This window comes from Pseudoalteromonas rubra (assembly GCF_005887095.1).
Taxonomy (GTDB): domain Bacteria; phylum Pseudomonadota; class Gammaproteobacteria; order Enterobacterales; family Alteromonadaceae; genus Pseudoalteromonas; species Pseudoalteromonas rubra_E.
The window spans coordinates 151096-175917 of the sequence record NZ_PNCI01000035.1; the positions used below are offsets into that span (position 1 = coordinate 151096).

Genomic DNA, 24822 nt, shown 5'->3' on the forward strand with positions numbered 1-24822 from the left:
TTTCTCATCTTTTAACAACAAATACGGCGGCAAACGCGATAAAGCTGATACTGTAAAGTGCAAAAATCACTTCCATCCAGCCTGGCATCGACAGACCCGCAAAAAACCAGTCAATATTACCACAATCTCCGGTTGCCGCGAAGAAGGCTGGCAGCCACTCATGTAAGGGCATAAAGCTTGGGAAGTTAGGTACAAAGTCACAGGTAAACGCAAACGGATCTGTGGTGGTCTGCATAGCGATATGTTCTTTTGCTAACAGCCAGCCCCAAATGGCCGATACGCCCCAACAGCTCATGGCCAGGAGCCTCACAGGCAGGCTAGTCGGTGATGTCAGACCGATCAGGCCAGCTGCAACAATGCCCAGTACCGCAGTGCGCTGGTAAATACACATAATGCAAGGCTCCAGCCCCATCGCATATTGGAAATACAAAGCGATTACTTCAAGCACGAATGCCGAGAAAAACAGTGCACCCCAGGCAAGGCGGGTGCGGGAAAAGTCAGCAAGTTTATTTAACATAGGTGCTCCTTTTTTTGCCCACTATTATGGCTGTGTCGATGCGTCCGGGCAACTGGTTTCAGTTTAGTCGTGCGGTTTGACTGCTGAACAGAATATAAGTTTCCGCAACCAACGCGTTTTGGGCACAAAGTGTGGTATCTTCACGCCAACCGAAAAGTGAGAGAGAAAGTAATGCAGTCAGTTGTACGTGTCGGTGTCGCCGTGGTGATTAAGCGCCACGGAAAAATTTTACTGGGTGAGCGTATTGGGTCGCACGGGGCTCATACCTGGGCAACACCGGGTGGTCACCTTGAAATGGGCGAAAGCATAGAGCAGTGTGCGCGCCGCGAAGTATTAGAAGAAACCGGCCTGGCGCTGACTCAGGTGACCAGGCTTGACTATACCAATGATGTATTTGAGTCTGATGGCAAACACTACATTACCTTGTTTGTGACGGGCGAGTGCGTGAATGGAGAACCGCAGTTGCTGGAGCCGAACAAATGCCTTCAGTGGCGCTGGTTTTCTCCGGATGCACTGCCTGAGCCGCTGTTTTTGTCATTGCAGAATCTGTTACGTGATAATCCAGACAGCTTAGAGCGTGCATAGAGTATGTAAGAATGCAGGCCAACAGCGCAAAGGTTTATGTCTGTAATCATGGTAAATATCACTAGCCTGGTTATTGCTTTTCTCTGTTCCCAGGCTGTGGTTGCTTTGTCTAAGCTCCTTAGTCTGAGCAGCGTTGCGCATTGTGTGATATTCATCAGCAATATGCCGAGCAAGGCGGTGCCTCTGATAATGTCGAGCAAAGTGTGTCTGGGTTGTGTCATGGTGACATCTTTTATGAGCCAGCAATGTCACAACGCTACCATGGTATATTTTGTCAGCTGCCTAATCTGACCGGAATTGACAATTTTTAATGCCAGCTTACTGCGTGTTATTAGGCTAACCTATTGATAGTAAATGCGAGAAAACCTTTTTCTTGGCATTTTGACTCCTCTGCAAAGGTGTTACAGCTTACTCTGTTGTGGTTTCAGGCGTTTACCTGCCAGCTTAAGCAGGCGCTGAAAGGTTGGGCAGGCAAGGTGGTTAGGGGCCGGGCAATTCGCTGCATGGTGAAGACCTTCTCTGATGGCTTGCATCGTCGCGATTTGCTTATCCAGCTCTGCGGTTTTTTGGCGCAGCAGCGCCCGGTCTACGTCTACACCGTTTGGCAGTAGCATTTGGCTAATTTCATCCAGCGAAAGACCAACATAGCGTCCAAGGTTGATCAGCGCTAACCTCTCCAGCACTGTGGTGTCGTAGTAACGGCGCAGCCCATGGCGTCCGGCACTGCGGATCAATCCTTTTTGTTCATAGTATCTGAGGGTGGAAGGTTTGAGCCCGGAGGCCCTGGCAACATCTGCGATATCCATGTGTTTCTCTTTTATGTGAACTCATTTGAATATTGAGTCTTGACCTAAAGTCGACTTTAAGTTGTAGCATGGTTTGTATCACTTGACGAGAGGAGACTGTGATGAATTTTGATCCTATGTGGGACACGCGTTTTGCTGAATCTGATTACGCTTATGGCACAGAGCCAAACGACTTTCTAAAGGCACAGGTAAAACAACTGAAAGGCAAGCGGGTGCTGAGCCTGGCCGAAGGAGAAGGTCGCAATGCGGTTTATCTGGCAAAACTGGGGTTTGAAGTAACGGCGGTGGATGCTTCGATTAAAGGCATAGAAAAAGCGCAACAATTGGCTCAGGCTTGGGGCGTATCTATTGAGTTTATTCACGCTGATCTGGCACATTTTGCTCTCGGTCACGAACAATGGGACAGCATCGTCGCTATTTTTGCGCCGTTTGGTCAGGGATTGCGTGCGAAACTGCACCAGCGAGTAGTACAGGCTCTGGTACCGGGTGGGGTGTTTTTGACAGAAGCTTACTCACCAGAGCAAATTCAATTTGGTACGGGTGGTGGAAAGGATGTTGATACCATGCTCACTGCGGCTCAGTTGGCCCAAGAGTTAAGGGGAGTAAAGTGGACTCACATTGAGCAACTGGAACGTTCGGTAGTGGAAGGTCGCTACCACACGGGAATGGCCGCTGTTGTTCAGGGAGTGGGAGTTAAACCGAACTTCTGATACAAATCTCACATGGCTTAAGCAGGGGCATACTATACAAGTACGACCCTGCAAACAGAGCATTGTTACAGTTGCTCGAGTACTTCAAGCGCCTTGCGAAGAATGATATCGTCTTTTTGCGCAATGGATGCCTGTGTTTGACTGACTTTGACATCGGGTTGGATCCCTACGCCAATGAGCTTATCGCCATTCAGCTGATCCGCCCGAAGGCCTGTGTATTTATATGAGATCCCGCCATTCTGAAAGCCACCAAAAACTGATCCCGTCATGATATCTCCGTTAATTCCCATGGTAACTTCCCCTACAATAGGGATATTCATTGCCTGGATCCACTGGAGTACATGCTCACCGGCACTGATGTTGGTTCTATCGGAAAGTGCCACGACAGGTGCGTCAATTAGTTTCGGTGTGTCCTCAAGTGTTAGGGGGATATCTTCCTGATAAGGCAGTGCCCGATTAGGTAATCGTTGTGTTTCGATCACAAACGGGCCTGTACGTGTATAACGGTCAGTAAATAGAGACAATGCACTGCGCGTAAACCACAGGTTACTCGGATAGCCGCGCATATCCAGTACGATGGCTTGCGCATTTTGTAAAACGTCACGTGCTTGTTGCAGTTGTTCCTGGGTTGTCACATCCACGGCTCGAAAAACGACGACACCATTGTCCAAATGCCTCAACAGTGGACCATATGTATCATCACGATCGTATGGGCCCATGACGTCTCTGTGAATTGACGCTGTCGTAGTATTAATTACCCTTCCTTGTGTAGTTCTGAATGTAAGATCGATTAACTTAGGTTCACCGTACATAAACGGCAAACTGCGCGCAGCGGCACTGTTGGCGATGTGCTCACTGGTGAATGTTATATCCTTGAGGCTATTGACCAATTGACGCGCATCTGTACCTTCGATTGCAAGCAACTCATCCCCGATATTGACTTGCAGTGTAAGGTAAGGGGTTCTGTTGGTTACAATGACTTTGTCATCGATATAGTCAAGTGAAATTGGCAAGCTGTAACCCTGAACATCGCGATATTGCTTTGGCTGTCCAATCCAGAGATGATTGTCCTGTAGCTTGGTGAATGTTTGTCTCATAATGTGGGTTCTTCGCTGGCTGTCTTTGAGACAAGCGCCGAGCAGGCGTGGATGGCTGTTAGCCCAGTCAACATCAACTTGCTCGAAATAAGGCCAGAAGTGTGTTAGCTCGGCCCAAATTGAACTGAGTGCTGCCATACATGTTGCAGGGTCTTCAAGCGATACTTGTTCTTCTTGCTGAGTATAAGCACTGCCAGAGTTCGCCTGCTCCCGGGGGAGGTATAGCGGCCAGTACAGGGGGATGCCGTCATAGCGATCGGTATAAACAGGTGTAGGGGGGAAAAAGCCCTCATTACTGAGTGTCTGATAGTCGCCACTTATTAGGCGACGGGTATAGAAGCGATAATCCCGGGCACCGAAATTATACCAGGTGTTCACAGAGTCTGTTACCCCCGGCACTGGCAAGCTCGATTGGTTGGTGGTTAAAAGCGGTGTTACTGTTTTTAGCTGTTGCAGGGCAAAACTGAGTTGAAGTGCCTCAGGCTGTTTAACCATCTCACGGATACTATGTCGTAAGAAATAGTCCCATTGTGTTTCGCTATTTGCTGCATTTGGGTAAAAGTAGCGTACCCTATGCACAAGCTCCGAAAACTCTTGTATATTTGGCAGTGCTTGCTGATAGCGTTCTTTGAGAAGAGTTGTTTCATCATTTGCTTTTGCCTGAGGGGCTGAAAGTACACTGAGTAGAAGTGCCGCAGGCAACATTTTCTCTTGGATGTTGTATGTCATGCTTATTCCTTAGCGCTTTATTATTTGTATTTATAATTGGTCCATACAGATTGTTATGTCAATATGTTACATAATATTATTAATGGATTAATAAAGTCGTGAAGAATTTAGTGTTTACGACGGCTAAAATACCGGGGTTGCGCCTATTATTGGGAAGCACTTAGCTCGCTTTCAGATATGCCTTGTTAGTTGCAAATCATCTGGTACAATCAGTGGATTATTGAGTTGCAGAAGCCTGTTGGTGTGCTACGCACTGAAGTACAGGCTTGTCGACGTACCTTATGTTGTCAAAAGTGGTGCTAAATGAGAATCTTTAAAGCCAAGAGCCCAGCAGGTTTTGCTGAGGAGTACATTGTAGAGTCGATTTGGAATGGCGAATTTCCTCCGGGCTCCATTTTACCAGCTGAGCGCGAGCTGTCAGAGCTTATTGGTGTCACTCGCACCACATTGCGAGAAGTTTTACAACGCCTGGCGCGTGATGGTTGGTTGACCATCCAGCATGGCAAACCAACCCGGGTTAATAACTTTTGGGAAACGTCTGGTCTGAATATTCTAGAGACCCTGGCGCGACTGGACGAAGACAAAGTACCCGAATTAACGGACCAGTTGCTGTCTGCACGTACTAACATCAGTGCAATCTATACCCGTGCTGCGATTAAGTTCAACCCGCAGTCTGTGATAGATATTCTGTCTAAGCACGCGGAAGTGGCTGATACGGCAGAAGCTTTTGCTGAATATGACTATCGGGTTCATCACCAGCTTGCTAGTGCCGGCAATAACAAAATCTATGTCTTGATACTTAATGGATTTAAAGGTTTGTACTCTAAGATAGGTTGCCACTATTTCTCAGATCCGCGCACCCGTGAACTGGCGCGTGAATTCTACGCTGAACTTACCGCGCTGGCTGAAAAAGGTGAGCACGATGGTGCTATTGCACTGATGCGCCGTTACGGTCATCGCTCTGGTGAGATCTGGCAACAACTGCGCGGTGATATGCCAGACGATATTATGGACTAATTTTGAATGTCCGATGATAAAAAGCACCTCAGGGTGCTTTTTTTGTGTCTGCAAGGGCGGTATATCGGCTATTTACTGCGCCATCAATTTATTAGATGGCTGCTATCGGATAATTCGATTGTATCCTTTTGAAGGAACAGCATACACTGAGCGCCAAATAATACCATCTGGTATAGGGGTTGTTTTTTTATAAAACGCCTCAATAATAAGTGACAATTCGCAGTGATACAGAAAAGCATAACCTGACAGGGGACGTGGCTTTGTGTGATTGTGAGACTTTGGAACTCAAACTAACTATTTGGAGATAACAATGGGTGTATTAGTAGGCCGCAAGGCACCTGACTTTACAGCAGCTGCAGTTTTAGGTAACGGTGAAATCGTAGATGGTTACAATCTACATGAGCGTATCAAAGGTAAGAAAGCGGTTATTTTCTTCTACCCACTAGACTTCACTTTCGTTTGTCCTTCTGAGCTAATCGCATTTGACAAGCGTTACGAAGAATTCCAAAAGCGTGGTGTTGAAGTGATCGGTGTATCTATCGATTCTCAGTTCTCTCACAACGCATGGCGTAACACACCAGTAAACGAAGGTGGTATCGGTCCGGTTAAGTATGACCTGGTTGCTGACGTGAAGCACGAAATCTGTCAGGCATATGACGTTGAGCACCCAGAAGCAGGTGTTGCTTTCCGTGGTTCTTTCCTGATTGACTCTGAAGGTAACGTACGTCACCAGGTAGTAAACGATCTACCTCTTGGCCGTAACATCGATGAAATGCTGCGCATGGTTGACGCGCTGGCGTTCCACGAAGAGCACGGTGAAGTATGTCCAGCTGGTTGGACTGAAGGTAAAAAAGGTATGGACGCAAGCCCTGAAGGTGTTGCTAAGTTCCTGTCTGAAAACGAAGGCGACCTGTAAGTCCAGCGTTGTTTAGTTAAAAAACCCGCCTTGTGCGGGTTTTTTTATATCACTCCGCTTATTCATGCCGCCCGTGTAGAGGCCAGATAATGTCGTGGATAGAAAAGCAAAGTATTTGCTATTGCACAGTGCTGAGCGAGTGACCTTCAAAATCGTTGGTGGTTGTGTCAATCCACAAGCCAGGTCATGAGTTACTGTAGGTTGATACAATACCCAATCTCGCTCAATCATGATGCACGCCCTATCGACCACTTGTGGTTGATCAGTCTAATCAATTCAACCGAACCATATGCCAGTACTAAACTAATAACGGGTGTAACCAGCAAGCTCAACAGTGTCATTTCATTCAGCATCTTATTGTCCCTTATCTTTTTCTTGACGTGTTTCTTTGTGCTCTGGCGTGAAAGACTTTATCAGTGTGGCTTTGGTGCTTTCTTTAAGCTCAATCAGGTTTGCCTTAATCGCTTTGCTGACATGAGATTTAATGTCGCTGAGTACTTCCTGAGTGACTGAGCCACTGTCTGTGCTTACAGTCGTCATAGAACTTAGGCTGGCTGCAGTACTGGCGTTGACACTTGCTGTGACGCTGGTGTTGCCCGCTGCAAATGAACTGGTGCTCATGCCAAGGGTAAAAACTAGGATGCTAAGTTGGGTGGCAGTTTTCATGGCCTGGTTCCTTTTGGGTTAGTAACGATACTTTAATGAGTTAGTCGTTCTAACTATTACAAAGGTTGTGCCAGCTTCGGAAATAATTTTATGGTGTTGAATATTAAGTGTTTTTATTTTCCTGTGGTGTACTGGTCAAAATACAAATTGTAATTTTGACCAGTGCTGTGGTTATCTTAACTAACTTTTGGTTAATTTTGTTCAAGCAACTGATAGATCAATTGTTTCACGACCTGGGGTTCGAACGGCTTGTCGCATAATGCATTCACTCCGGACTGCGCGATATTGGCCAGGTGGGTTTCGTTTGCTTCTGAAGATACCATCAGGATGGGCACATGATTATGCTCATTGGAGTTTCGAATGGCTTCAGCAAGCTCCTGACCATTCACCTCTGGCATATTGTAGTCCGTGATGATCAAGTCAAACATAGTATCCTCAAGGATGGACAGAGCTTCTGCGCCATGTTCCGCTTCGCTGATCCGCGTAGCGCCCAGATTATTGAGTACCCGGCGAATGTGATTACGTGCCAGGCGAGAATCATCCACGACCAGGATCCGTAACTCCTGAATGTCATACAAGTCCAGCTCAAGTTCTTCCGGAGACAAAATATCCAAAGTGGCATTGATGGCTTTACCCAGGTGGGTTTTGTTAAATGGCTTAGGCAGAATCGCAACTACCCCGGACTGCTTGAACGCTTCCAATTGCAGCCTGCGGGTTTCACTGGATACCAGCATAAAGGGCAAATGGTGGTCAGACAGGGTTGTTTGGATATGTTGCAATAACGTCAGAGCTTCGCCATCAGGCAGATACAAAGCACTGATCACCAAATCAGGTTTACTGTTATTCAGGCTTTCCATGGCGGCTGCAAGTGTATCAACACACTCGATATTTTGGATCCCTTCTTCCTGAAGTTCGTTACTGATGATCCGCCTTTGTGTCTGGGACGGCTCCAGGAGTAGGATGCTCAAATCTGAGCTTAAAAGTTCATTCATGGTATGAGAGTAAATGTTGCAATATAAATAGTCAGATTAACTGGCAATATAACGTATTTGTTACCGTGTCGCTAGCTTGGTGAGCAGGGTGTTAAAACAAACTATCGGTAGTGCATTTTGTCGAATGGGTAATGCAGCTGGAGGAAGGGCGCGCTCAGAACACGGATGGTGCAGGGGAATGCCAATACCGCTATCAGCGGTAGATTTAGTGTAATGGGCAGTGGCGTGTCTGTGGCCTGCTGCCCTTATTGCGATTAACGGCGAAACTCCATACTTTGTGGCAGGTCCACCAGTATCAGCACTGCGCCTTTGCCGCCATACTCAAGCGGGGCCTGATGCATAGCCAGTATATCCGGGTGCTGGACCAGGTACTGAGGTACTTTGTGTTTTAGCACACGCTCACCGATACCATGTACCACGCAGGCGCAGGCAACATGCTGTTTTTTACAGGCATGGATCAAGGCTGCCAGCTCGTCTTTCGCCGTTTCTTTGTTCATGCCATGCATATCAAGAATAAGCTCAGGCGCATAATCACCGCGACGCAATTGTTTGGCGAGGTACTTGTCGGCGCCCAGGCGCACGTAATTAACCGTACCATGGGTGTCTATGTCTGGGACATATTCGTCCGAAAAGTAGAATTCGGCCTGATGTTGCTTCTTCTGCTCGGCGATCACTTCACCCTTAAAGCGTGTCTGGCGTCGTGCCTGTTGCACTGTATCTTGCTTGAACTGACTGGTGCCTGATATCGCTTCTCGAAACAGAGCGAAATCGTCATCTGGCAGTTGTGAGTTTGGTTTATCTGTGTTCATGGCGACATTTTAAAGAAAAAAAGCGTAAAAACCTAGCGTAAAAACCGTTACAATGCCGCCATGCAATTAGTAGTGAGAACAACTCATGAGTGACTCTGTTATTTCTCAGGCGATGGCTGAAGAAGCCTATCAGGATTTAGTAACCATTCAGGATTGGTTACGCTGGACGGCCAGTCAATTTGCTGGCAATGGTGTATTTTTTGGCCATGGTACCGACAACCCGTGGGATGAAGCGGTGAGTTTGGTATTACCTTTGCTCAATTTGCCCGTTGACGCGCCTAAAGAGCTCACCAGTGCACGGCTCACGCACAGCGAAAAAGTCAGGCTGGTAGAGTACCTTCGACTGCGTATCGATGAGCGGGTCCCCGTTGCTTACCTGACTAATCAGGCTTGGTTTTCCGGGCTGCCTTTTTACGTCGACGAGCGCGTACTGGTACCACGTTCGCCTTTTGCTGAACTGATCGAAGCTCAGTTCCGGCCCTGGCTCGCGTCGCCGGAAAAAGTCACGCGTATTTTGGACATGTGTACTGGCTCCGGGTGTATTGCAATTACACTTGCAAAAGCATTTGAGCAGGCTCAGGTTGACGCGGTGGACATTTCTTTTGATGCTCTGGCCGTTGCAGAAATAAACATTAATGATCATCAGGTTCAGGAGCAGGTATTTGCTATCCAGTCTGATGTGTTTAGTGGTGTGCCAGGCCAACAGTATGACCTGATTGTTGCGAACCCGCCTTATGTCGATGCCGAAGATATGGCCGACCTGCCAGAAGAGTTTCATCATGAGCCAGAGTTGGGTCTGGCATCTGGAGAAGATGGTCTGGATGTGACACGTACCTTGTTGCAAGAGGCGGCTGCACACCTAACCGAAGACGGTCTGTTATTTGTCGAGGTGGGTAATTCTATGGTACATATGGAAGCGCTCTATCCCGGCGCGCCGTTTACCTGGCTGGAATTCGAACGTGGCGGACTGGGCGTGTTTGTGATCAGTAAAAAACAGTTACTGGATTACTTCAACGACTAAGCGTTTTCCTGTGAGCAGGGAAACGCAATGGTGTTTTTTTGGAATGAGGAAAATCAATGGCAGGCAATAGCATAGGCCAATTATTCAGGGTAACGACCTTTGGAGAAAGCCACGGTGTCGCACTGGGTGGCGTTGTGGATGGTGTCCCGGCAGGGCTTGAACTGGACGAAGCGGACTTACAGGTTGATCTGGACAGACGCAAACCCGGACAGAGCCGTTATACGACTCAACGCCGCGAGGGAGATGAAATCAAAATACTCTCTGGGGTGTTTGAAGGGAAAACAACCGGAACCAGTATTGGTTTGTTGATTGAGAATACCGATCAACGTTCCAAAGATTACAGTAAAATCAAAGATGTTTTCCGCCCTGGTCATGGTGACTATAGCTACTGGCATAAATATGGCCATCGTGATTATCGCGGTGGCGGACGTTCTTCAGCCAGAGAGACTGCGATCCGCGTTGCGGCAGGGGGTATTGCCAAAAAATACCTGAAGCAAGTGCATGGTGTTGAGATCCATGCCTGTCTTTCTCAATTGGGGCCAATCAAAGCTGAGCAATTTGACTGGCAGCAAGTTGAGCAAAACCCGTTCTTTTTCCCCGATGCTTCTAAGCTGGACGCGCTGGATGACTATATGCGCGATCTTAAAAAGCAAGGAGACTCTGTGGGGGCGAAAGTGAAAGTGGTTGCCAAAGGCGTCCCTGTCGGTCTGGGCGAACCGGTTTTCGACCGGCTGGATGCGGAGCTTGCACATTCTCTGATGAGTATCAATGCTGTAAAAGGCGTGGAGATTGGTGATGGGTTTGATGTGGTTGAGCAGAAGGGCTCAGAGCACCGTGATGAGCTTACCCCTGAAGGGTTTACCAGCAATCACGCTGGGGGGGTACTGGCGGGGATATCAACCGGGCAGGATATCATAGCCTCTATCGCACTCAAGCCGACCTCAAGTATTACTATACCTGGTCAGAGTATTAATACCCAGAATGAGTCGGTAGAAATGATCACCAAAGGCCGTCACGATCCGTGTGTCGGGATCCGCGCCATTCCTATTGCAGAAGCTATGATGGCAATCACCTTAATGGATCATCTGCTCAGGCAGCGCGGGCAGAACCCGCATGTTGATTTGCCACACGGGCCTATTCCTGCACAACGCTCCTAACTCTCTTATGAGGCCAGCTCAAGTTAGCTGGCCTTATCGCTGTCGGCTCAGTCGACAGCAGCCTGGAAACGGCGTTCCACTTCCTGCCAGTGGATCACGTTATAAAATGCTTCAATATACTCAGGTCTGCGGTTTTGATATTTCAGATAATAAGCGTGTTCCCAGACATCCAAGCCTAAAATAGGCGTCAGCCCATCCATGAACGGACTATCCTGATTCAATGAACTGGTTACCTCCAGGCACTTCTGATCGTTTACCACCAGCCAGGCCCAGCCACTGCCAAAGCGGCTTACAGCGGCTTGTGTAAACTGGGCTTTAAAGGTCTCAAAGTCACCAAATGCACGGTTAATCGCTTCGGATAGCGTGCCCTGATGCAAGTGCCCGCCCTGTGGAGACATGATCTCCCAGAATAGAGAGTGGTTATTGTGGCCGCCGACGTGGTCACGCACGGCGCCGCGCAGGGCTTCGGGCAGATCGCGAATATGGGTGAGCAATTCGATGCTTGATTGACCCTCAAACTCGCTCCCTGCGAGTGCAGCATTGGCTTTGTTGACATACGTCTGGTGATGCAAGGTATGATGAATCTCCATTGTCTTGCTATCTATATGCGGTTCGAGTGCCTCATAGGCATAAGGTAATGCAGGCAGAGTAAACGCCATACTTCTCTCCTTTTGGTTAATGATAATGAGTCGTTGAATGTGGTGCATCCAGCACCTGAGTAGCCCGGCTAACTAAGGTGGTGTGTGCCTCATGGGAAGAAATAAATCGCATCAGCTCCGCGCGCGTTCTCAGACTATGACGCATCGCAGTCAGCGCTATCTGAGGATTGGCATGATCACACAGCTGGGTGAGGCTGAGGTGCACATTGATAAGTTGTTCACAAGCTTTGTGTGGTTCTGAGAGGGCGAGATAGCAGTCAGCCAGATTATGCGCAGCGACGACAAAAGCTGGGCAGCAGTGTGCAAATGCTTCTTCCTGAAGTTGACTATCGTACTGGTGAGCAAAATACTCGATTAAATTGCTAACCAGGTAGAGGGCACTGTGATACTGATCTCGTGCTAAATAAAATGACTGGCTGTCAAAAGCCTGGTTGCCTTTGGTGATTGCTTGTTGCCAGGGGGCGAGTGCATTTTCAAGCAAGCTGGTGGTGTCATTCAATGCTGGATAAGATTGCAGCATAAAAAGGGCTCCTCGTCAGTAACGTATGGTACGGCCACAGGCATCGATGTTCTATTTTATATATAAAAACATAAATAATAATGATTGTCATTTATATTTGATGTGGCAAGTTGTTATGTATGCTGAAAGGTTGCACTTGTTGCGCTGAGTGTGAGGAGTTGGAGCGCCCGGAAACGGGATGACAAGGCATTAAAAAGGCAAGGGCACGGGGCCGCGCGCTCACCCTGAAAATACTTGTTTACTGGTTCAGTACTGCGTCAATATCTGCTGCACTGTGGCGCTTGGGGAGTTGCTCTTGTGGTTCGCCAAAGGTCCGGTTGACTATCCTGCCACGTTGTACGGCCGGGCGAGATTCAATCTGTTTAGCCCAGCGTACTACATTGGTATACTGCTCAACCTGTAAAAACTCGCCGGCATCATAGAGTTTGCCCAGGGCCAGATTGCCATACCAGGGCCAGATAGCCATGTCGGCAATACTGTAGTGTTCGCCTGCAACATATTGGCTGTGTGCCAGCTGTTTGTCTAATACATCCAACTGGCGCTTAGCTTCCATAGCAAAGCGGTTGATGGGGTATTCCTGTTTGTCGTCTGCATAGGCATAAAAGTGGCCAAACCCGCCTCCTAAAAATGGGGCTGAGCCTTGTGCCCAGAATAACCAGTTCAGGGTGTCTGTTCTTTGTACTCCAGCAGACGGGAGAAACTGGCCAAACTTTTCGGCCAAGTAAACGAGAATAGAGGCAGATTCGAAGACCTTGACTTCTGTTTCACCTGATTTATCGACCAGGGCAGGAATTTTTGAGTTTGGATTGACTGCAACAAAACCAGACGAGAATTGTTCAGCCTCTCCAATATTGATCAGGTGTGCATCGTATTCGGCTTCGGCTACCCCAAGGGCCAGCAATTCTTCCAGCAAAATAGTCACCTTTTGACCGTTTGGTGTACCAAGTGAGTAAAGCTGCAAAGGGTGGGTGCCGACAGGCAGTGCCTGCTCATATCTGGCACCTGATTCAGGGCTATTAATATTGGCCCATTTATTATCGCTACTGGGCTGGTGTGTCCACACTTTGGGAGGCGTATAGGCGTTGTTACTCATGTGATCTCCTTGACTAAAATGGGTGCTAATCGGATAACCCTCACCTTAGCGTTAATTATGCCACTCTGCCAGCAGCAAACTGTCAAGAAAAACAAAGAGGGTAACGGGCAGGAGGTCGCCGTTACCCCGTGGTCAGGTGCTTATCGAGCCTGATTCATTTCAGTGAGCTTGTTACCAACAGGCACAGAGAAGTTGTAGCCATCGAATTTATCCCAGTTGATGGACCAGGTCATGACGCCCCCAAAAGCAGGGTAGTTATGACTGGGCACTATGGTACCGCATTGGGTGCCTTTGGTCAGACAGTCCAACGCCGCTATGATATTGGCAATGGGAGCCTGGCCAGAATTGGCGGATTGCGGGCCGGATGGCAGGCCAATGGCAACCTGATCATCCCTAAGCGGCATAAAGCGGCTACCATCGGCCAGGTCGAACCCTTCAATCAGCATTTTTGCATGGGCGACCATCATATTGACAGATCCTTCCGGCGCGCTGCCAGGTTCGTAGGGGTTTGGAAGTCCTCCGTTGTTGTAAAGCTGTACATGCAGTAAGTCCAGCGTGTCTCTGAGTTCATTGATAAGCGGTATATATGCCCCCCAGATCCCAGAGTAGGCAATCATCCCGCCATGAACATAGGGGTGCTCAGGTGCCATAGTTAGCACCATATCGCCTCCGATATTCTGCTCTATCTGCTTAATTGCTCTGGGCAGGCGGGCTTGTATTTGTGAGCCATGCAACAAATTAGAGCCACTTTCCAGGTCAATATCCAGGCCATCAAATCCCCACTCCTGAATGATTGCAGTAAGACTGCTGACAAAGTTGGCTTCATCGGCGTCTGTGTTTAATGTGATAGTCCCTTCGGCACCACCCAGGCTAAGGACAAACACTTTACCCTGCGCCTGTAATGCTTGCATATCGGTTTTAAATTTAACCGGATCAATAGGGGGGCAGTTGGAGCGAATGTCTTTTTCAAATGGTTTGAAGTGCACTGTACCGTTAGAAGAGCGATCGTTCTCAGCAAAGGCAATGTCAATGATGTCCCAGGCGCCGGAGATTTGATCCAGTGGAATAGGGCAGCCAGCCGGATTAACAAAGTTATGCCAGTAGCCTATGAGTTTATGGGTCTTCCCAATCGGTGGGGCAATAACAGTGACAGTAGCGGCCGGGCTGCTAGTGGTATCTCCCGATGTGCTGGTCGCCGTTGCATAGATACTGTGTTGTCCAACTGTTGCTGGCGCGTAGTTAAACTCATAAGGTGCCAGGGTATCACTGCCAACTTTTACCCCGTTGGCATAAAAATCGACCGTCGAGATCTGACCGCTGAGCGCCTGCGCATTGGCTTTGATAGTAATCGCATTGCCCAGTACATATTGGGTACCCGAAGTTGGGGCGGTTAAATCAACGACCAGTGGCTGATCGGTAACCGTGACCTGGATAGTTTGTTGGCTCTGATTGCTCTCGTTGTCGGTTGCAACAGCACTGAGTGTAACTGGCCCGGTGTTGCCTGGCGTCCACTCAACCGCCAGTGCATTTTGCGCGGTACTGCCAAGTAAGGTTTGATTAGCAAATAACTCTAACTGTGAGATAGTCCCGTCTGCATCGGTGGCACTGACAGCAATCTGTGTGGGCTGGTTGCGCAGCAAAGTGGCATTATCGTTAGGCTGACTAAAGCTAATTACTGGCGCGATCGCACAGATCCCCAAATCGCTCCAGGCGTCCTGCCAGTGTTGACCTGTACCGGGCTCGTAGGCCCATGCAGCATTGGAGCTGCACCAGCCAGCGATGTCGCAGCGATATTTGCGATTATTGTGTGCTACCAGCTCACCACTTTGATAGCTTTGACCAGCTCGATAAGTGCTCAGACCTGCGCAGCCACCTGAGCTTGCAGCGCTCACCTCAATGCTAACACTGGCTTCAGCGGTTGCGCCTTTGTCGTCTTGTGCAATGACTCTGAGCTGCTTGCTGCCCGGGCTCACGGTCACAAAATCATGGCGAAAAGGTGGGGTACTGAGTGTTGTCAGACGCTGAACATCTCGCCACATTTCGACCTGCACAACCTGGCCATCGGTGTCTGTGGCCTGCACAGCAAGGCTAACGGTATCGCCAACTTTAAATGCTTGGTTGTTTGTCGGTGTATCAATGGTGAGAGCGGGTGGTACATTGCCGTTGTCATCTCGTACCGTAATGCCAGCTGTTGCAGGTGTACTGAGGTTGCCTTTGGCGTCTACTGCCACTGCGCTCACTGTGTGCATGCCCAACTGTGCAGACCAGGTAAGCTGATAAGGAGGCTGGCTGAGTATACCGACGCTGATGTCGTTGACAAAAAACTCAACCTGGGCGAGATCGCCATCCTGATCACCGGCATTTGCAGCAAAAACAGCGCTGTCATTTTTGTTCAGCACAGCACCATCCTGGGGACTTACCAGGGTAACCACCGGGGCGTTGCCGCTGATGCACTGGCCAAGTTGTCGCCATACGTCAAAGGTATCGGAATTATTCGCAGGCAGTTCATTTTGGTTGAACCATTTTGCCTCATAAGCTTGAGCCTGAGCACGCACCTGATCCCCTTTGCGGTACACCGTTGAACTGGACCAGTCGGCGAGCGCGCTGCAGTCATAGTTGGCGGTATCGGCCTGAGCCCAGCTATGTACTGCAATGAGTTGCAGGCCGGCGGCACAGCATAGTGTCACTAATTTTCTTGTGTTCATAAATCACTCCGTTTTACATGTTGTATGTTTTGTAAACAAAACATTGACAGCATAGAGTGAAAAACAACCAGGATCAATCTGCAGAAGCAGGTCGCTCTTTGAGCGTGACAACCCGTTGTGGGAATGGAATTTCTATGTTAGCAGCCTGGATCGCAGCATAGATAGCGCCATTGATGGCCAGTTTATGTTCGATTATCTGAGTAGTGGGTACCCAGTAGCGGTAACTAATGATGACGGCGCTGTCGCCAAATGCTTCAATGCCAACCTGAGCTTGTGGGGTGTCGGCCACAGCGTCGTTATCCGACAAAATTTCATTAATGATGGCGATAGCTCTGTCTGCGCTGGCGCTGTAAGCGATGCCTATTTCTCCCTTAACCAGCGAGTGAGCAAAGGAGTTTTGCATAATTTCGCCAATTATATGCTTGTTGGGAATGGTGATCTCGACCTTTTCCTCGTTGACCAGGATTGTGTGGCCCAGTTCGATACTTTTCACCTGGCCACAGACCCCTTTGACGGCGATGGTATCACCGACCACAAACGGGCGGGTAGCAATAATCGCTAATCCAGATCCATAGTTAGATAACATCCCCTGAACGGCCAAGCCAGCACCCAGTGAAGCGGCACCGATTGCCGCAACAAAGGGGGTAACACTGATGCCAATTTTACCCAGCGCAATGATTGTGAACATAATGATCATCAGGACTTTGACCACATTGCTGACGAAATTTGTCAGGGTAACGTCGATATTATGTCTGAGCATCAGGCTCTCTGTGCCTTTAGCCAGCTTCTTCGCAAGCCATAAACCGAGGATTAGGATCACTAAGGCGCCTAATAATTGCATGCTATAAGTCACCAGATAATCCCGGATCAGCACGTAGTAGTGTTCGATTTGTGCTATTTCTTGTTCTATCATGCCGTGCTCCTGGGTTGCTGAAACGGGGCGAGCATTTCAGCTTATTTGTTGATGATTGTTATCACTTTTTAGTTTAGCTGATTATGCCTTGCATTAGCGCAAAAAGCACAGGCACCCAGCTTGCGGTGATGACCGCACTGATGATCATCGCGGCAGAAGCAAAGGCGCCTGCTGCCGGGTGATGTTCCATGGCCGCGGCGGTGCCAATTGCATGGCAGGCCACACCCAGTGCGACTCCTTTAGCCTGAGGTTTAGTCACGCCAGCAAGGGTGAGCAAGGACAAGCCAAAAACGCCTCCCAGTACACCTATCAGGATCACCATGATGGCGGCGACCCCGGGAAAACCACCGAGTGAATCAGTCACAATGAGCGTGATTGGCGTGGTCACTGACAGGGCCATCAAAGACGCTGTGAGTGTACTGGGTACACTAAATGACTGACAGAGCCAAAAGGCAATCAGTGTTGCACAGGTGATCCCAATAAAGCTACTGAGACTAATGAGCAACAGATATGGCCGTATGGCGTGGAGCTGTTGATAAAGGGGCAGAGCAAGTGCAACCACTGCGACTTCGAGAAAGAAGCTGACAGGCTTTGTGGCGTTGCGGTAGTCAATGTAGTCAATATCGCTAAGTAGCAGCGCAGTGCTAATCGTTACAATGCATAATAGTACCGGATTAAGCAGGGGCGAATGCCACCTTTGGTTTACCCGTCGCATAAGGGCAAATAACACCAGAGTGAAGGTGCAACCCAACACTAGATTAATCATGGTACCTGCCCAGACTTGCCAGTTTACCTGTCACTACGAGGCCCAATACGGGTACCAGAAGCAGAATACTCACCAACAGCCAGGCATTGTGACTAAACACCTCCAGATAGCTGATTAATCCGACCCCGGCTGGTATGAAAAATAGCGCCATGTATTTTAATATTGGGCCACAAGAAGGAAGTAAGTATTTACTTTTAAGTATACCTGATTGCAGTAAACCAAATAGCAGTAACATACCTAACAGTGGGGCAGGCAAGCTCAAAGCCAGGGCCGCAGTGATTAGCCTGGCAGCCCAGAGGCACCCGATAAGAATGCTAAGGGATGCGATAAATCGCAGAGTTATCATCATAATGGACACTCAAGAGATCAAATCTGATGCTATTCTCGATGGCAACTGGATTGCCCACAATGCGACTTTCTTACCATTTTTTACGTGGACCAAAAGGCTTAGGTTGTTCCATATGGCGACCGTTGTGCATAGCAATTCGTGTGTTTTTTGACAGCAGCAACTTAATCTGGAACCAGGTCTCCTGCCACAGTAGTTTTCGGCGCCGGGGGTGATAGGCGGTGTTATATAAGTGTTTGATGGCGGCCAGGGCATCCGGAGAAATAGCGGTTACCTCAGTGAGACGTTGTTGGATGGCGAGCAACGGGTCGTCGCTGACTTGTGTGATTAACCCCAGCTCACAGGCCTGTTGAGCATTAATGCGTTGTGGGTTTGAAGCCAGCCAAAGCGCCTGATCATGTTTTAATATACCCGGCAGCAGTATGCTGGTACTCATATCAGGACACAGCCCCCAGCGTGATTCCATAATGGCAAACTGGGCGTCTGGTGTTGCAATGCGATAATCGGCGCCGAGCGCAATATGTAAGCCCCCGCCCAGGCAATTCCCCCGTACCAGCGCAAACACAGGCACAGGCAGTGCACGCCAGCCCAGTGCGACCCGTTGCACAAGATTGGCATTGCCCGGTAACCATTTAAACAACAGCGATATGATGTTAGCTGGCTTTTTCATGACTGTGCCGACATCCAGGCCAGAACAAAAATGCGGTCCCTGACCCTGCAAGACCACCGCACGTAACTGGCGATTGCGTTTGAGTGTGTGGATGACGTTATCCAACTGCCTAAACATGTCGTAAGATAACGCATTTTGTTTTTCGGGTCTGTCGAGGGTAACCCAGGCGATACCATCAATTGTCTCTAACTGGACCATGTGTTTTTCCTTCTTTGGCACATCATTATTATTCTGATAGTTTGCAGGGCAAGCATAGAGTAATTACTTTAACGGTGCCAGTAGTAATTGGTGTACAGACTGGCTGGCAAATTGGCTATTTTCATGTAACTGAGCGGTATTTTTGTTAAAACTAACTAAAAGCCGTAGCTTTGCAAATTTGCAATTTGTTACTATACCACTCAATTTTGACAGACGAGGTGATGTAATGTCTGCACGTTTAAGTTCCATCGAAGAAGTAAGCCAGCAAGCCTATGATATTTTCTTAGAGCTTGCCCCTGATAATCTTACAATCGAGGACATTGAGCTATTCAATGCTCACAGTGAAGAGCTGGGATATATTGAAGACAGTGTTCCTGACGAGAGTTGGGCGTCGCTGGTGGCGTATGAACAGGAGACGGAAGCCGAACATTTTGTTCAGGTGACCGTAGGCCTGGAAACGGATCAAGGTGATGTAATGTTTGCCAAAATACTGATCAGCCGTGATTTAGATGCCCCATTTTGCCACATAGTCTGGAAGCAGTAAGAGAATTCAGCTCAGTGAAGTACACCCTTTTATTTCTATGTTGCGCTGGACTCTTGTTCAGCGTGAAGGCACTTGCTGTTGATCCTTTCGAAGATTTTCATAAATATGGTGAGCTGTCAGATGAAGAGATCCACGCTCTGCACGAAGGTGAGTTTTTATATGGTGATGTAGAGTTTGGTGTGTTGCTCAATCGTGGTAATACCAGTAATACCGCGTTTAAACTTAAAAGCAACCTGTATCAGGACTTTAAATACTGGCGTAACCAGTTTAAGTTTGACGGTGCTTATCGCCGTGAAGTTGACCCGGATACCAATGTTGAAGATGAAACGGCTTCTCGCTACTTTTTGTCTGCGCAGGGTAACTATAAAATAGGGCAGAAGAACACATCGCTATTTGTCTATGGGGATTACGAGGTAGACAAGTTTAATGGCCGAGAATACACCACAACATTTGCAGTTGGTTACGGTAATCGTGTCTTTGAAGGGCGAAAGAACACGGTCGATTTAGATATTGGACCGGGATTGTCTATGTATCGACGTGAAGATGAGACCGATTTGGAGCCGGGTCAAGAGCGGGTCGAAAGAGGTCACTTGTTGCGCGCTGCATTGCAGTGGGAGCGAACGGTATCTAAGCGCACTCGGTTTAACCAGGATGTCAGTTATGAAAGATCACTGTCGGGCCTTGGCGCACGTATTTTATCTGAAACCGCGCTGATCAGTCAGGTTATGGGTGGTGTTTCTCTTAAGGTGGCCTATACCTATCGATATCACTCTCAGCCAGAGGAAAACAAAGAGAAAGTTGATAGCGAGATTGGTGTCACACTTGTTTATAGTTTTAATTAAGGTAGTTTAACTGATGTACAAAAAGACCCAATGGTCCTGGATAATTTGGATGTTTCTGACGTGGTTCGCCACTTTTGTTGCACTCGCCATATTTTTGTTAGGCCATAACGCACTGCTGTATGGTTTCATCGGTATACTGGCCCTGATTGGCTACTTGTTCTATGGACTAACGCTTGAAGTGGATAAAGATAAGCGGGTGGTAAGTTGGTGGTTTGGTCCTGGGGTCCTGAAAAAATCGGTCAAAGTGGATGAGCTGCAATCATATTGCGCGGTAACCAATTCATTTCGTCACGGGATTGGCGTTAAGATCACCCATGATGGCTGGGTATACGCTGCACATGGTTTCAAAGCCATTGAGTTTGTACTTGCCGATGGGTCTAAATACCGTATTGGTACCAATGACCAAAGCGGTGTACTTGCAGCCCTGGAGGAAATTGAAAAAAGCGCCAAATAGGCGCTTTTTTCATGTGCGATACCCCAATTCTCTTAATTAGGTGTTCCTTCAAATTGAACAAGTATTAATACGCATTAGTATAGGTAAAACGGGTATTAATGCTGATGGCCGCAGCCTTCCTCGCTGTGAACATGGCCATGGGCCAGCTCTGCTGATGTCGCCTCGCGTACTTCCAGAATTTCAACATCAAAGTTCAATGTGATACCTGCAAGCGGATGATTGCCATCAACGATGACGTCGTCACCTTCAACACCAATTACAATGACTGTTTGCTCGCCTTCGTCTGTGGTGGCGCGAAACTGCATGCCTACTTCAACTTCCATATCCTCAAACATGCTTTTTGGAACCGCCTGCATCAGGTTGTCGTGGCGCTCACCGTAACCATTTTGTGGCTCAACGGTAACACTTAATTTGTCACCCGCTTGTTTGTTGATCAGGGCATCTTCCAACCCTGAGATTAAGTAACCTGTGCCAACGATAAACTCGAGGGGTTCATCATCAAAGGTGTTGTCTATGCTGTTGTCATCGTTGTCCAGCACCGCATAATGCATTTTTACAACGGTATTTGGGGCAATTTTCATAATCTATCCGCTTAATTGTCTTCTAAAGAGTAGGGAAGTGGCTGTAATGTCAGCTGGACTTCCGGGTGCGTTTTAGCACGTAAAACTGAGGATTCAGTTAAATCATTGGCCATCACTGCCAGTGCATAATAGTCCTGGCTTGCACTGTCGTAGGCCTGATGAAGCACTTTGCCTGCACGGCGCCAGTTATCTCCATCTAATTGTATTTCCAACTCAGATTCTTGTGGGTGAGCTGCAGCCTGGCCTTTGACAATGTACAAAGCACGCTTGTTTTTGCCCAAATAACGCATTCGGGCAACTGTCTCCTGCCCAGTATAGCAGCCTTTTTTGAAGCTGATTGCGCCCAGTGCCTGGAGGTTAACCATTTGCGGTACATATTCATCAATACTGGTCTCGCTCAGTTGAGGCTCACCGGCCAGAATTGAGGCTGCCTCAAATGGAGTGGGATCTGTGTGCAGGGCAACACCTTGTGGCAGTGCATAGCCGTGCTCAACGATCAGGAGTAAACGTTGGTCGTCCAGTTTCAGTGCCTTATTTTTGCCACCGAACGTACAAGCATTCGCCTGCTGTGCAAACGTCAGTCCTAATAGTTCACAGGTTTGGGTCATCTCATCAGTTAGCACGCCAATGACCTGGTGGTGTGTAATAGCAATATCGACTTTCGCGAATACGCCGTATTTTTTTAGCTCCCGGCAGGATGCTTCGGTTTCCGCTTTTGAACCCAACAGCAGATATTGGTCATCTAACTTACTGAGCCTGAGTGTCGCCCATAATTTGCCTTTAGGACTGCAGTGCCCGGCCCACAGGAAGTTATCATCCGTCAGCAGATTGAGATCCTGGGTGACCTGACCGTGCAGGTAACTCAACTTTTCGGCGCCGCTCACAGAGATCAATTGTAAAGAAAGAGGATATGCGTTTGCTTGTGCCATCTTATTGATCCTTGTTGAAGAAATTACCTAATGTTACCGCAAATATCGCATCCGAGATAGGCGCGAAAGACACGATTATTGTTTATTCGAACAGTTAACGGGCATCTCAGGATACGTTATAATTGCAAAGACATAATAAAATTTAGGGGTATGTGGAAATTATGGCTGAGTTGTATTCAAAGGCCCGCACAAAATGGGCATGTCGTCGTGGCATGCTGGAGCTGGATATTTTGTTGGAGCCTTTTGTTGATGAGGCATACGATCAGCTATCCGAGCAGGATAAGCTGGTGTTTCAACGGTTATTGGAAGTCGAAGACCCCGATTTATTTGCCTGGTTTATGGGCCATGAAGCGTGTCCGTATCCCGAGCTTGATGCGATGGTGAAGTTCGTTCTTGACCGAGTCCGCGCTTAGCTTTTATTTCGAACACAATACACCAGACCACAAAGTCTTTGTGGTCTTTTTTTGCTGTCTGGCGCTGGCTTTGTGTGTGGTCACGCCAGTGCTGTGGTGGTGGCATATCGCGACTTGTTTGTTAGGCTATGCCTTCGCCAGACACTGGGCACACCAATATTTCATCTCCACAGGTCATCTGGGGCTGATACCCGAGCATATGACTGTGATAGTGTCTGGAGGCCAGCATCAGTGGCAGGGGCAGTTAAAAGCAGCACAGGTTTATTTTCATTGCGCGCTACTATTGACCGTTAAAACTGAGCAGCGAACCCGGCATATTGGTATTATGCGCCATGCAATGAAAGAAGAGCATTGGCGACACTTGTGCCGCCATGTATTTGAGATGGCCTGAGTCATTGGCGCAAGGCGATAGCGTCAGGCATCGATATCAACGTTTGATTTTACTGGGAGTCAATATCGTTGGCTTGGTTGTTGCTGCGCTTTGCGGAAAATCCAGTGTGTAATGCAGCCCACGGCTTTCTTTTCTGTCTAGCGCACTGCGAATGATTAACTCCGCCACTTGCACCAGGTTTCGAAGTTCAAGCAGGTTATTGCTGACTCTGAAATGGGAGTAGTACTCCTGAATTTCCTGCTGCAATAATTCTACTCTGCGAAGTGCACGTTCCAGTCTCTTAGTCGAGCGTACAATACCGACATAATCCCACATAAACAGCCTCAATTCGTGCCAGTTGTGCGTGATCACCACCTCTTCGTCTGAATCGCTGACCTGGCTTTCATCCCAGTCAGGCTGTGCCGGTGGTAATGGTTGGGTATCCAGTTTAGCAAGAATGTCTTTCGCTGCAGCGTGGGCAAATACAATACATTCCAGTAATGAATTGCTCGCCATTCGATTGGCACCATGTAATCCAGTGTAAGCCACCTCCCCGATAGCATACAGGTTGCTAATGTCCGTTAGACCGTTGAAATCAGTCATGACGCCACCGCAGGTGTAATGTGCGGCAGGGACGACCGGGATCGGCTCTTTGGTGATATCCAGCCCTACACTGAGGCACTTGGCGTATATGGTCGGAAAGTGCTCAATGATAAAATCTTTGTCTTTATGAGAGATATCCAGGTAGACGCAGTTGGCCCCCAGACGTTTCATTTCATAGTCGATGGCTCGGGCAACAACATCACGGGGGGCCAGCTCTTCTCTGTCATCGAAATCCGGCATAAAACGTGTACCATCCGGGCGCCTCAGTAATGCCCCTTCGCCACGCATGGCTTCCGTAATGAGGAAATTCTGTAGTTCCGGGTGATATAGACTGGTTGGGTGAAATTGATTGAATTCCATATTCGCAACCCGGCAACCCGCTCGCCAGGCCATAGCAATACCATCGCCACTGGAAACGTCCGGATTCGACGTATAGAGATACACTTTACTGGCACCACCTGTCGCAAGCGCGACAAATTTAGCGGTGACGGTCTCGACCTGATTTGCTCGGCGATTGTATACATAAAGTCCATGTGCGACTTTTTGCTGTTGTGCGCCATGCGTGATCAGATCAATAGCATTATATTGTTCGAGCAGAAGTATATTGGGGTGTTCCTGAACGCGCTCGATCAGTGTCGACTGTACAGCTTTACCTGTTGCATCAGCGGCATGGAGTATGCGGCGATGGCTATGGCCGCCTTCGCGTGTCAGGTGGAAACGTTCCCGTCCTTTACTATCGAACTCCATATCAAACGGAACGCCTTGCTCAATCAACCACTTCAGGCACTGTTTCGCATTTGAGGCAGTGTAATGAACGGCTTCTCTGTCACACAGGCCAGCGCCCGCAGCCAGGGTATCTTCAACGTGAGATTCTATACTGTCGTTTTTCTTATCAAATACCGCAGCTATGCCTCCCTGAGCATACAAGGTTGAGCCTTCACGCAGGTCGCCCTTACTGAGTACGGTGACGCGGCAGGTGTTTGCCAGAGACAGAGCAAGACTCAGCCCGGCTGCGCCGCTACCGACAATAATGACATCTGTTTGGTGTTGAACTTGTTCTTTCATGTTAGTGGGTCTTAGCTAATTAAACCTTTTATTCTGCGTGATCTGATAAGTCTGCTATGCTTAGCGCAGGGTCGCAGGTACTTGGTATATTCCACACTGAATACGTTTATGACGTGTCAATACGGGGTA

At 48.4% G+C, this 24822-nt stretch carries 29 protein-coding genes; 12 read left to right on the plus strand and 17 right to left on the minus strand.

Annotated features, from left to right (window positions below):
* Positions 1-4: 4 nt before the first annotated feature.
* Positions 5-517 carry a disulfide bond formation protein DsbB gene (dsbB, locus tag CWB99_RS15185; protein ID WP_138549745.1) on the minus strand — a complete coding sequence of 171 codons (513 nt, stop codon included), beginning with the start codon at positions 515-517 and terminating at the stop codon, positions 5-7.
* Positions 518-688: 171 nt separating this feature from the next.
* Here dsbB and CWB99_RS15190 point away from each other — a divergent pair, with 171 nt between their 5' ends.
* Positions 689-1102 carry a nucleotide triphosphate diphosphatase NUDT15 gene (locus CWB99_RS15190; RefSeq protein ID WP_138549746.1) on the plus strand — a complete coding sequence of 138 codons (414 nt, stop codon included), beginning with the start codon at positions 689-691 and terminating at the stop codon, positions 1100-1102.
* Positions 1103-1242: 140 nt separating this feature from the next.
* Positions 1243-1413, plus strand: coding sequence for a hypothetical protein (locus tag CWB99_RS24415; RefSeq protein ID WP_171047608.1), 171 nt, complete (start codon positions 1243-1245; stop codon positions 1411-1413).
* 90 nt (positions 1414-1503) lie between these two features.
* On the opposite strand, the gene CWB99_RS15195 is transcribed toward CWB99_RS24415, so the two are convergent.
* Positions 1504-1908 (minus strand): helix-turn-helix domain-containing protein, encoded by a 405-nt coding sequence (locus CWB99_RS15195; RefSeq protein ID WP_138549747.1) that lies wholly within the window; start codon positions 1906-1908, stop codon positions 1504-1506.
* A 101-nt stretch (positions 1909-2009) separates the two neighbouring features.
* Between CWB99_RS15195 and CWB99_RS15200 the strand changes: the two genes are divergently transcribed.
* Positions 2010-2618 carry an SAM-dependent methyltransferase gene (locus tag CWB99_RS15200; protein WP_212748524.1) on the plus strand — a complete coding sequence of 203 codons (609 nt, stop codon included), beginning with the start codon at positions 2010-2012 and terminating at the stop codon, positions 2616-2618.
* 65 nt (positions 2619-2683) lie between these two features.
* On the opposite strand, the gene CWB99_RS15205 is transcribed toward CWB99_RS15200, so the two are convergent.
* Positions 2684-4444 carry a S41 family peptidase gene (locus CWB99_RS15205; protein WP_138549748.1) on the minus strand — a complete coding sequence of 587 codons (1761 nt, stop codon included), beginning with the start codon at positions 4442-4444 and terminating at the stop codon, positions 2684-2686.
* Between the two features lie 303 nt (positions 4445-4747).
* Between CWB99_RS15205 and fadR the strand changes: the two genes are divergently transcribed.
* Entirely contained in the window at positions 4748-5461 is a 714-nt protein-coding gene (gene fadR, locus CWB99_RS15210; RefSeq protein WP_138544417.1) for a fatty acid metabolism transcriptional regulator FadR, read from the plus strand.
* A gap of 310 nt (positions 5462-5771) precedes the next feature.
* Positions 5772-6377: a peroxiredoxin C gene (locus CWB99_RS15215; protein WP_010382361.1), complete on the plus strand. Its 606-nt coding sequence runs from the start codon at positions 5772-5774 to the stop codon at positions 6375-6377.
* Positions 6378-6731: 354 nt separating this feature from the next.
* Here the strand turns inward: CWB99_RS15215 and CWB99_RS15220 are convergent, their stop codons facing one another.
* The 3 genes from CWB99_RS15220 to smrB form a co-directional block, all read right to left on the minus strand.
* On the minus strand, positions 6732-7043 hold the full coding sequence (locus CWB99_RS15220) for a hypothetical protein (protein ID WP_138549749.1): 312 nt from the start codon (positions 7041-7043) through the stop codon (positions 6732-6734).
* Positions 7044-7234: 191 nt separating this feature from the next.
* On the minus strand, positions 7235-8035 hold the full coding sequence (locus CWB99_RS15225; RefSeq protein ID WP_054014072.1) for a response regulator: 801 nt from the start codon (positions 8033-8035) through the stop codon (positions 7235-7237).
* A 254-nt stretch (positions 8036-8289) separates the two neighbouring features.
* Positions 8290-8844 (minus strand): endonuclease SmrB, encoded by a 555-nt coding sequence (gene smrB, locus CWB99_RS15230; RefSeq protein WP_138549750.1) that lies wholly within the window; start codon positions 8842-8844, stop codon positions 8290-8292.
* Between the two features lie 85 nt (positions 8845-8929).
* On the opposite strand from smrB, the gene prmB reads away from it, so the two are divergent.
* Together prmB and aroC are read left to right on the plus strand one after the other, a co-directional pair.
* A complete protein-coding gene (gene prmB / locus CWB99_RS15235) occupies positions 8930-9865 on the plus strand; it encodes a 50S ribosomal protein L3 N(5)-glutamine methyltransferase (protein ID WP_138549751.1) in 936 nt (311 codons plus the stop codon).
* A 56-nt stretch (positions 9866-9921) separates the two neighbouring features.
* Positions 9922-11022, plus strand: coding sequence for a chorismate synthase (aroC, locus tag CWB99_RS15240; protein WP_138549752.1), 1101 nt, complete (start codon positions 9922-9924; stop codon positions 11020-11022).
* Between the two features lie 47 nt (positions 11023-11069).
* Here the strand turns inward: aroC and CWB99_RS15245 are convergent, their stop codons facing one another.
* The 8 genes from CWB99_RS15245 to CWB99_RS15280 form a co-directional block, all read right to left on the minus strand.
* Positions 11070-11681 (minus strand): superoxide dismutase, encoded by a 612-nt coding sequence (locus CWB99_RS15245; RefSeq protein ID WP_138549753.1) that lies wholly within the window; start codon positions 11679-11681, stop codon positions 11070-11072.
* A 16-nt stretch (positions 11682-11697) separates the two neighbouring features.
* Positions 11698-12201 carry a hypothetical protein gene (locus CWB99_RS15250; RefSeq protein WP_138549754.1) on the minus strand — a complete coding sequence of 168 codons (504 nt, stop codon included), beginning with the start codon at positions 12199-12201 and terminating at the stop codon, positions 11698-11700.
* Positions 12202-12439: 238 nt separating this feature from the next.
* Positions 12440-13294, minus strand: coding sequence for a glutathione-dependent disulfide-bond oxidoreductase (yghU, locus tag CWB99_RS15255; protein WP_138549755.1), 855 nt, complete (start codon positions 13292-13294; stop codon positions 12440-12442).
* A gap of 140 nt (positions 13295-13434) precedes the next feature.
* Positions 13435-15999 carry an Ig-like domain-containing protein gene (locus tag CWB99_RS15260; protein ID WP_249331938.1) on the minus strand — a complete coding sequence of 855 codons (2565 nt, stop codon included), beginning with the start codon at positions 15997-15999 and terminating at the stop codon, positions 13435-13437.
* Positions 16000-16072: 73 nt separating this feature from the next.
* Positions 16073-16912, minus strand: coding sequence for a mechanosensitive ion channel family protein (locus CWB99_RS15265; protein ID WP_138549756.1), 840 nt, complete (start codon positions 16910-16912; stop codon positions 16073-16075).
* A 73-nt stretch (positions 16913-16985) separates the two neighbouring features.
* A complete protein-coding gene (locus CWB99_RS15270) occupies positions 16986-17678 on the minus strand; it encodes an LrgB family protein (RefSeq protein ID WP_138549757.1) in 693 nt (230 codons plus the stop codon).
* The gene (locus tag CWB99_RS15275) at positions 17671-18027 is read right to left on the minus strand and encodes a CidA/LrgA family protein (protein WP_138549758.1); all 357 of its coding nucleotides are present in this window, start codon (positions 18025-18027) and stop codon (positions 17671-17673) included. Before CWB99_RS15275 ends, CWB99_RS15270 begins: the two co-directional genes overlap by 8 nt.
* Before the next feature lie 70 nt (positions 18028-18097).
* Positions 18098-18892: a crotonase/enoyl-CoA hydratase family protein gene (locus CWB99_RS15280; RefSeq protein ID WP_138549759.1), complete on the minus strand. Its 795-nt coding sequence runs from the start codon at positions 18890-18892 to the stop codon at positions 18098-18100.
* A gap of 226 nt (positions 18893-19118) precedes the next feature.
* On the opposite strand from CWB99_RS15280, the gene CWB99_RS15285 reads away from it, so the two are divergent.
* From CWB99_RS15285 to CWB99_RS15295, 3 genes are read left to right on the plus strand one after another with little or no spacing between them, the layout of a single operon-like run.
* Positions 19119-19436: a DUF440 family protein gene (locus tag CWB99_RS15285; RefSeq protein WP_138549760.1), complete on the plus strand. Its 318-nt coding sequence runs from the start codon at positions 19119-19121 to the stop codon at positions 19434-19436.
* A 14-nt stretch (positions 19437-19450) separates the two neighbouring features.
* Positions 19451-20278 (plus strand): DUF481 domain-containing protein, encoded by an 828-nt coding sequence (locus CWB99_RS15290; RefSeq protein ID WP_349304469.1) that lies wholly within the window; start codon positions 19451-19453, stop codon positions 20276-20278.
* 13 nt (positions 20279-20291) lie between these two features.
* A complete protein-coding gene (locus CWB99_RS15295) occupies positions 20292-20732 on the plus strand; it encodes a hypothetical protein (RefSeq protein WP_138549762.1) in 441 nt (146 codons plus the stop codon).
* A 95-nt stretch (positions 20733-20827) separates the two neighbouring features.
* On the opposite strand, the gene CWB99_RS15300 is transcribed toward CWB99_RS15295, so the two are convergent.
* Together CWB99_RS15300 and CWB99_RS15305 are read right to left on the minus strand one after the other, a co-directional pair.
* Positions 20828-21313, minus strand: a complete 486-nt coding sequence (locus CWB99_RS15300) for an FKBP-type peptidyl-prolyl cis-trans isomerase (protein ID WP_138549763.1) — start codon at positions 21311-21313, stop codon at positions 20828-20830.
* A gap of 11 nt (positions 21314-21324) precedes the next feature.
* Positions 21325-22242 carry a YgfZ/GcvT domain-containing protein gene (locus CWB99_RS15305; RefSeq protein WP_138549764.1) on the minus strand — a complete coding sequence of 306 codons (918 nt, stop codon included), beginning with the start codon at positions 22240-22242 and terminating at the stop codon, positions 21325-21327.
* 161 nt (positions 22243-22403) lie between these two features.
* Here CWB99_RS15305 and CWB99_RS15310 point away from each other — a divergent pair, with 161 nt between their 5' ends.
* Entirely contained in the window at positions 22404-22655 is a 252-nt protein-coding gene (locus CWB99_RS15310; protein ID WP_046006778.1) for a succinate dehydrogenase assembly factor 2, read from the plus strand.
* The gene (locus CWB99_RS15315; RefSeq protein ID WP_138549765.1) at positions 22636-23046 is read left to right on the plus strand and encodes a protein YgfX; all 411 of its coding nucleotides are present in this window, start codon (positions 22636-22638) and stop codon (positions 23044-23046) included. The genes CWB99_RS15310 and CWB99_RS15315 overlap by 20 nt, the downstream gene beginning before the upstream one ends.
* Positions 23047-23082: 36 nt before the next feature.
* On the opposite strand, the gene nadB is transcribed toward CWB99_RS15315, so the two are convergent.
* Positions 23083-24693: an L-aspartate oxidase gene (gene nadB / locus CWB99_RS15320; RefSeq protein WP_138549766.1), complete on the minus strand. Its 1611-nt coding sequence runs from the start codon at positions 24691-24693 to the stop codon at positions 23083-23085.
* Positions 24694-24822: the final 129 nt, after the last annotated feature.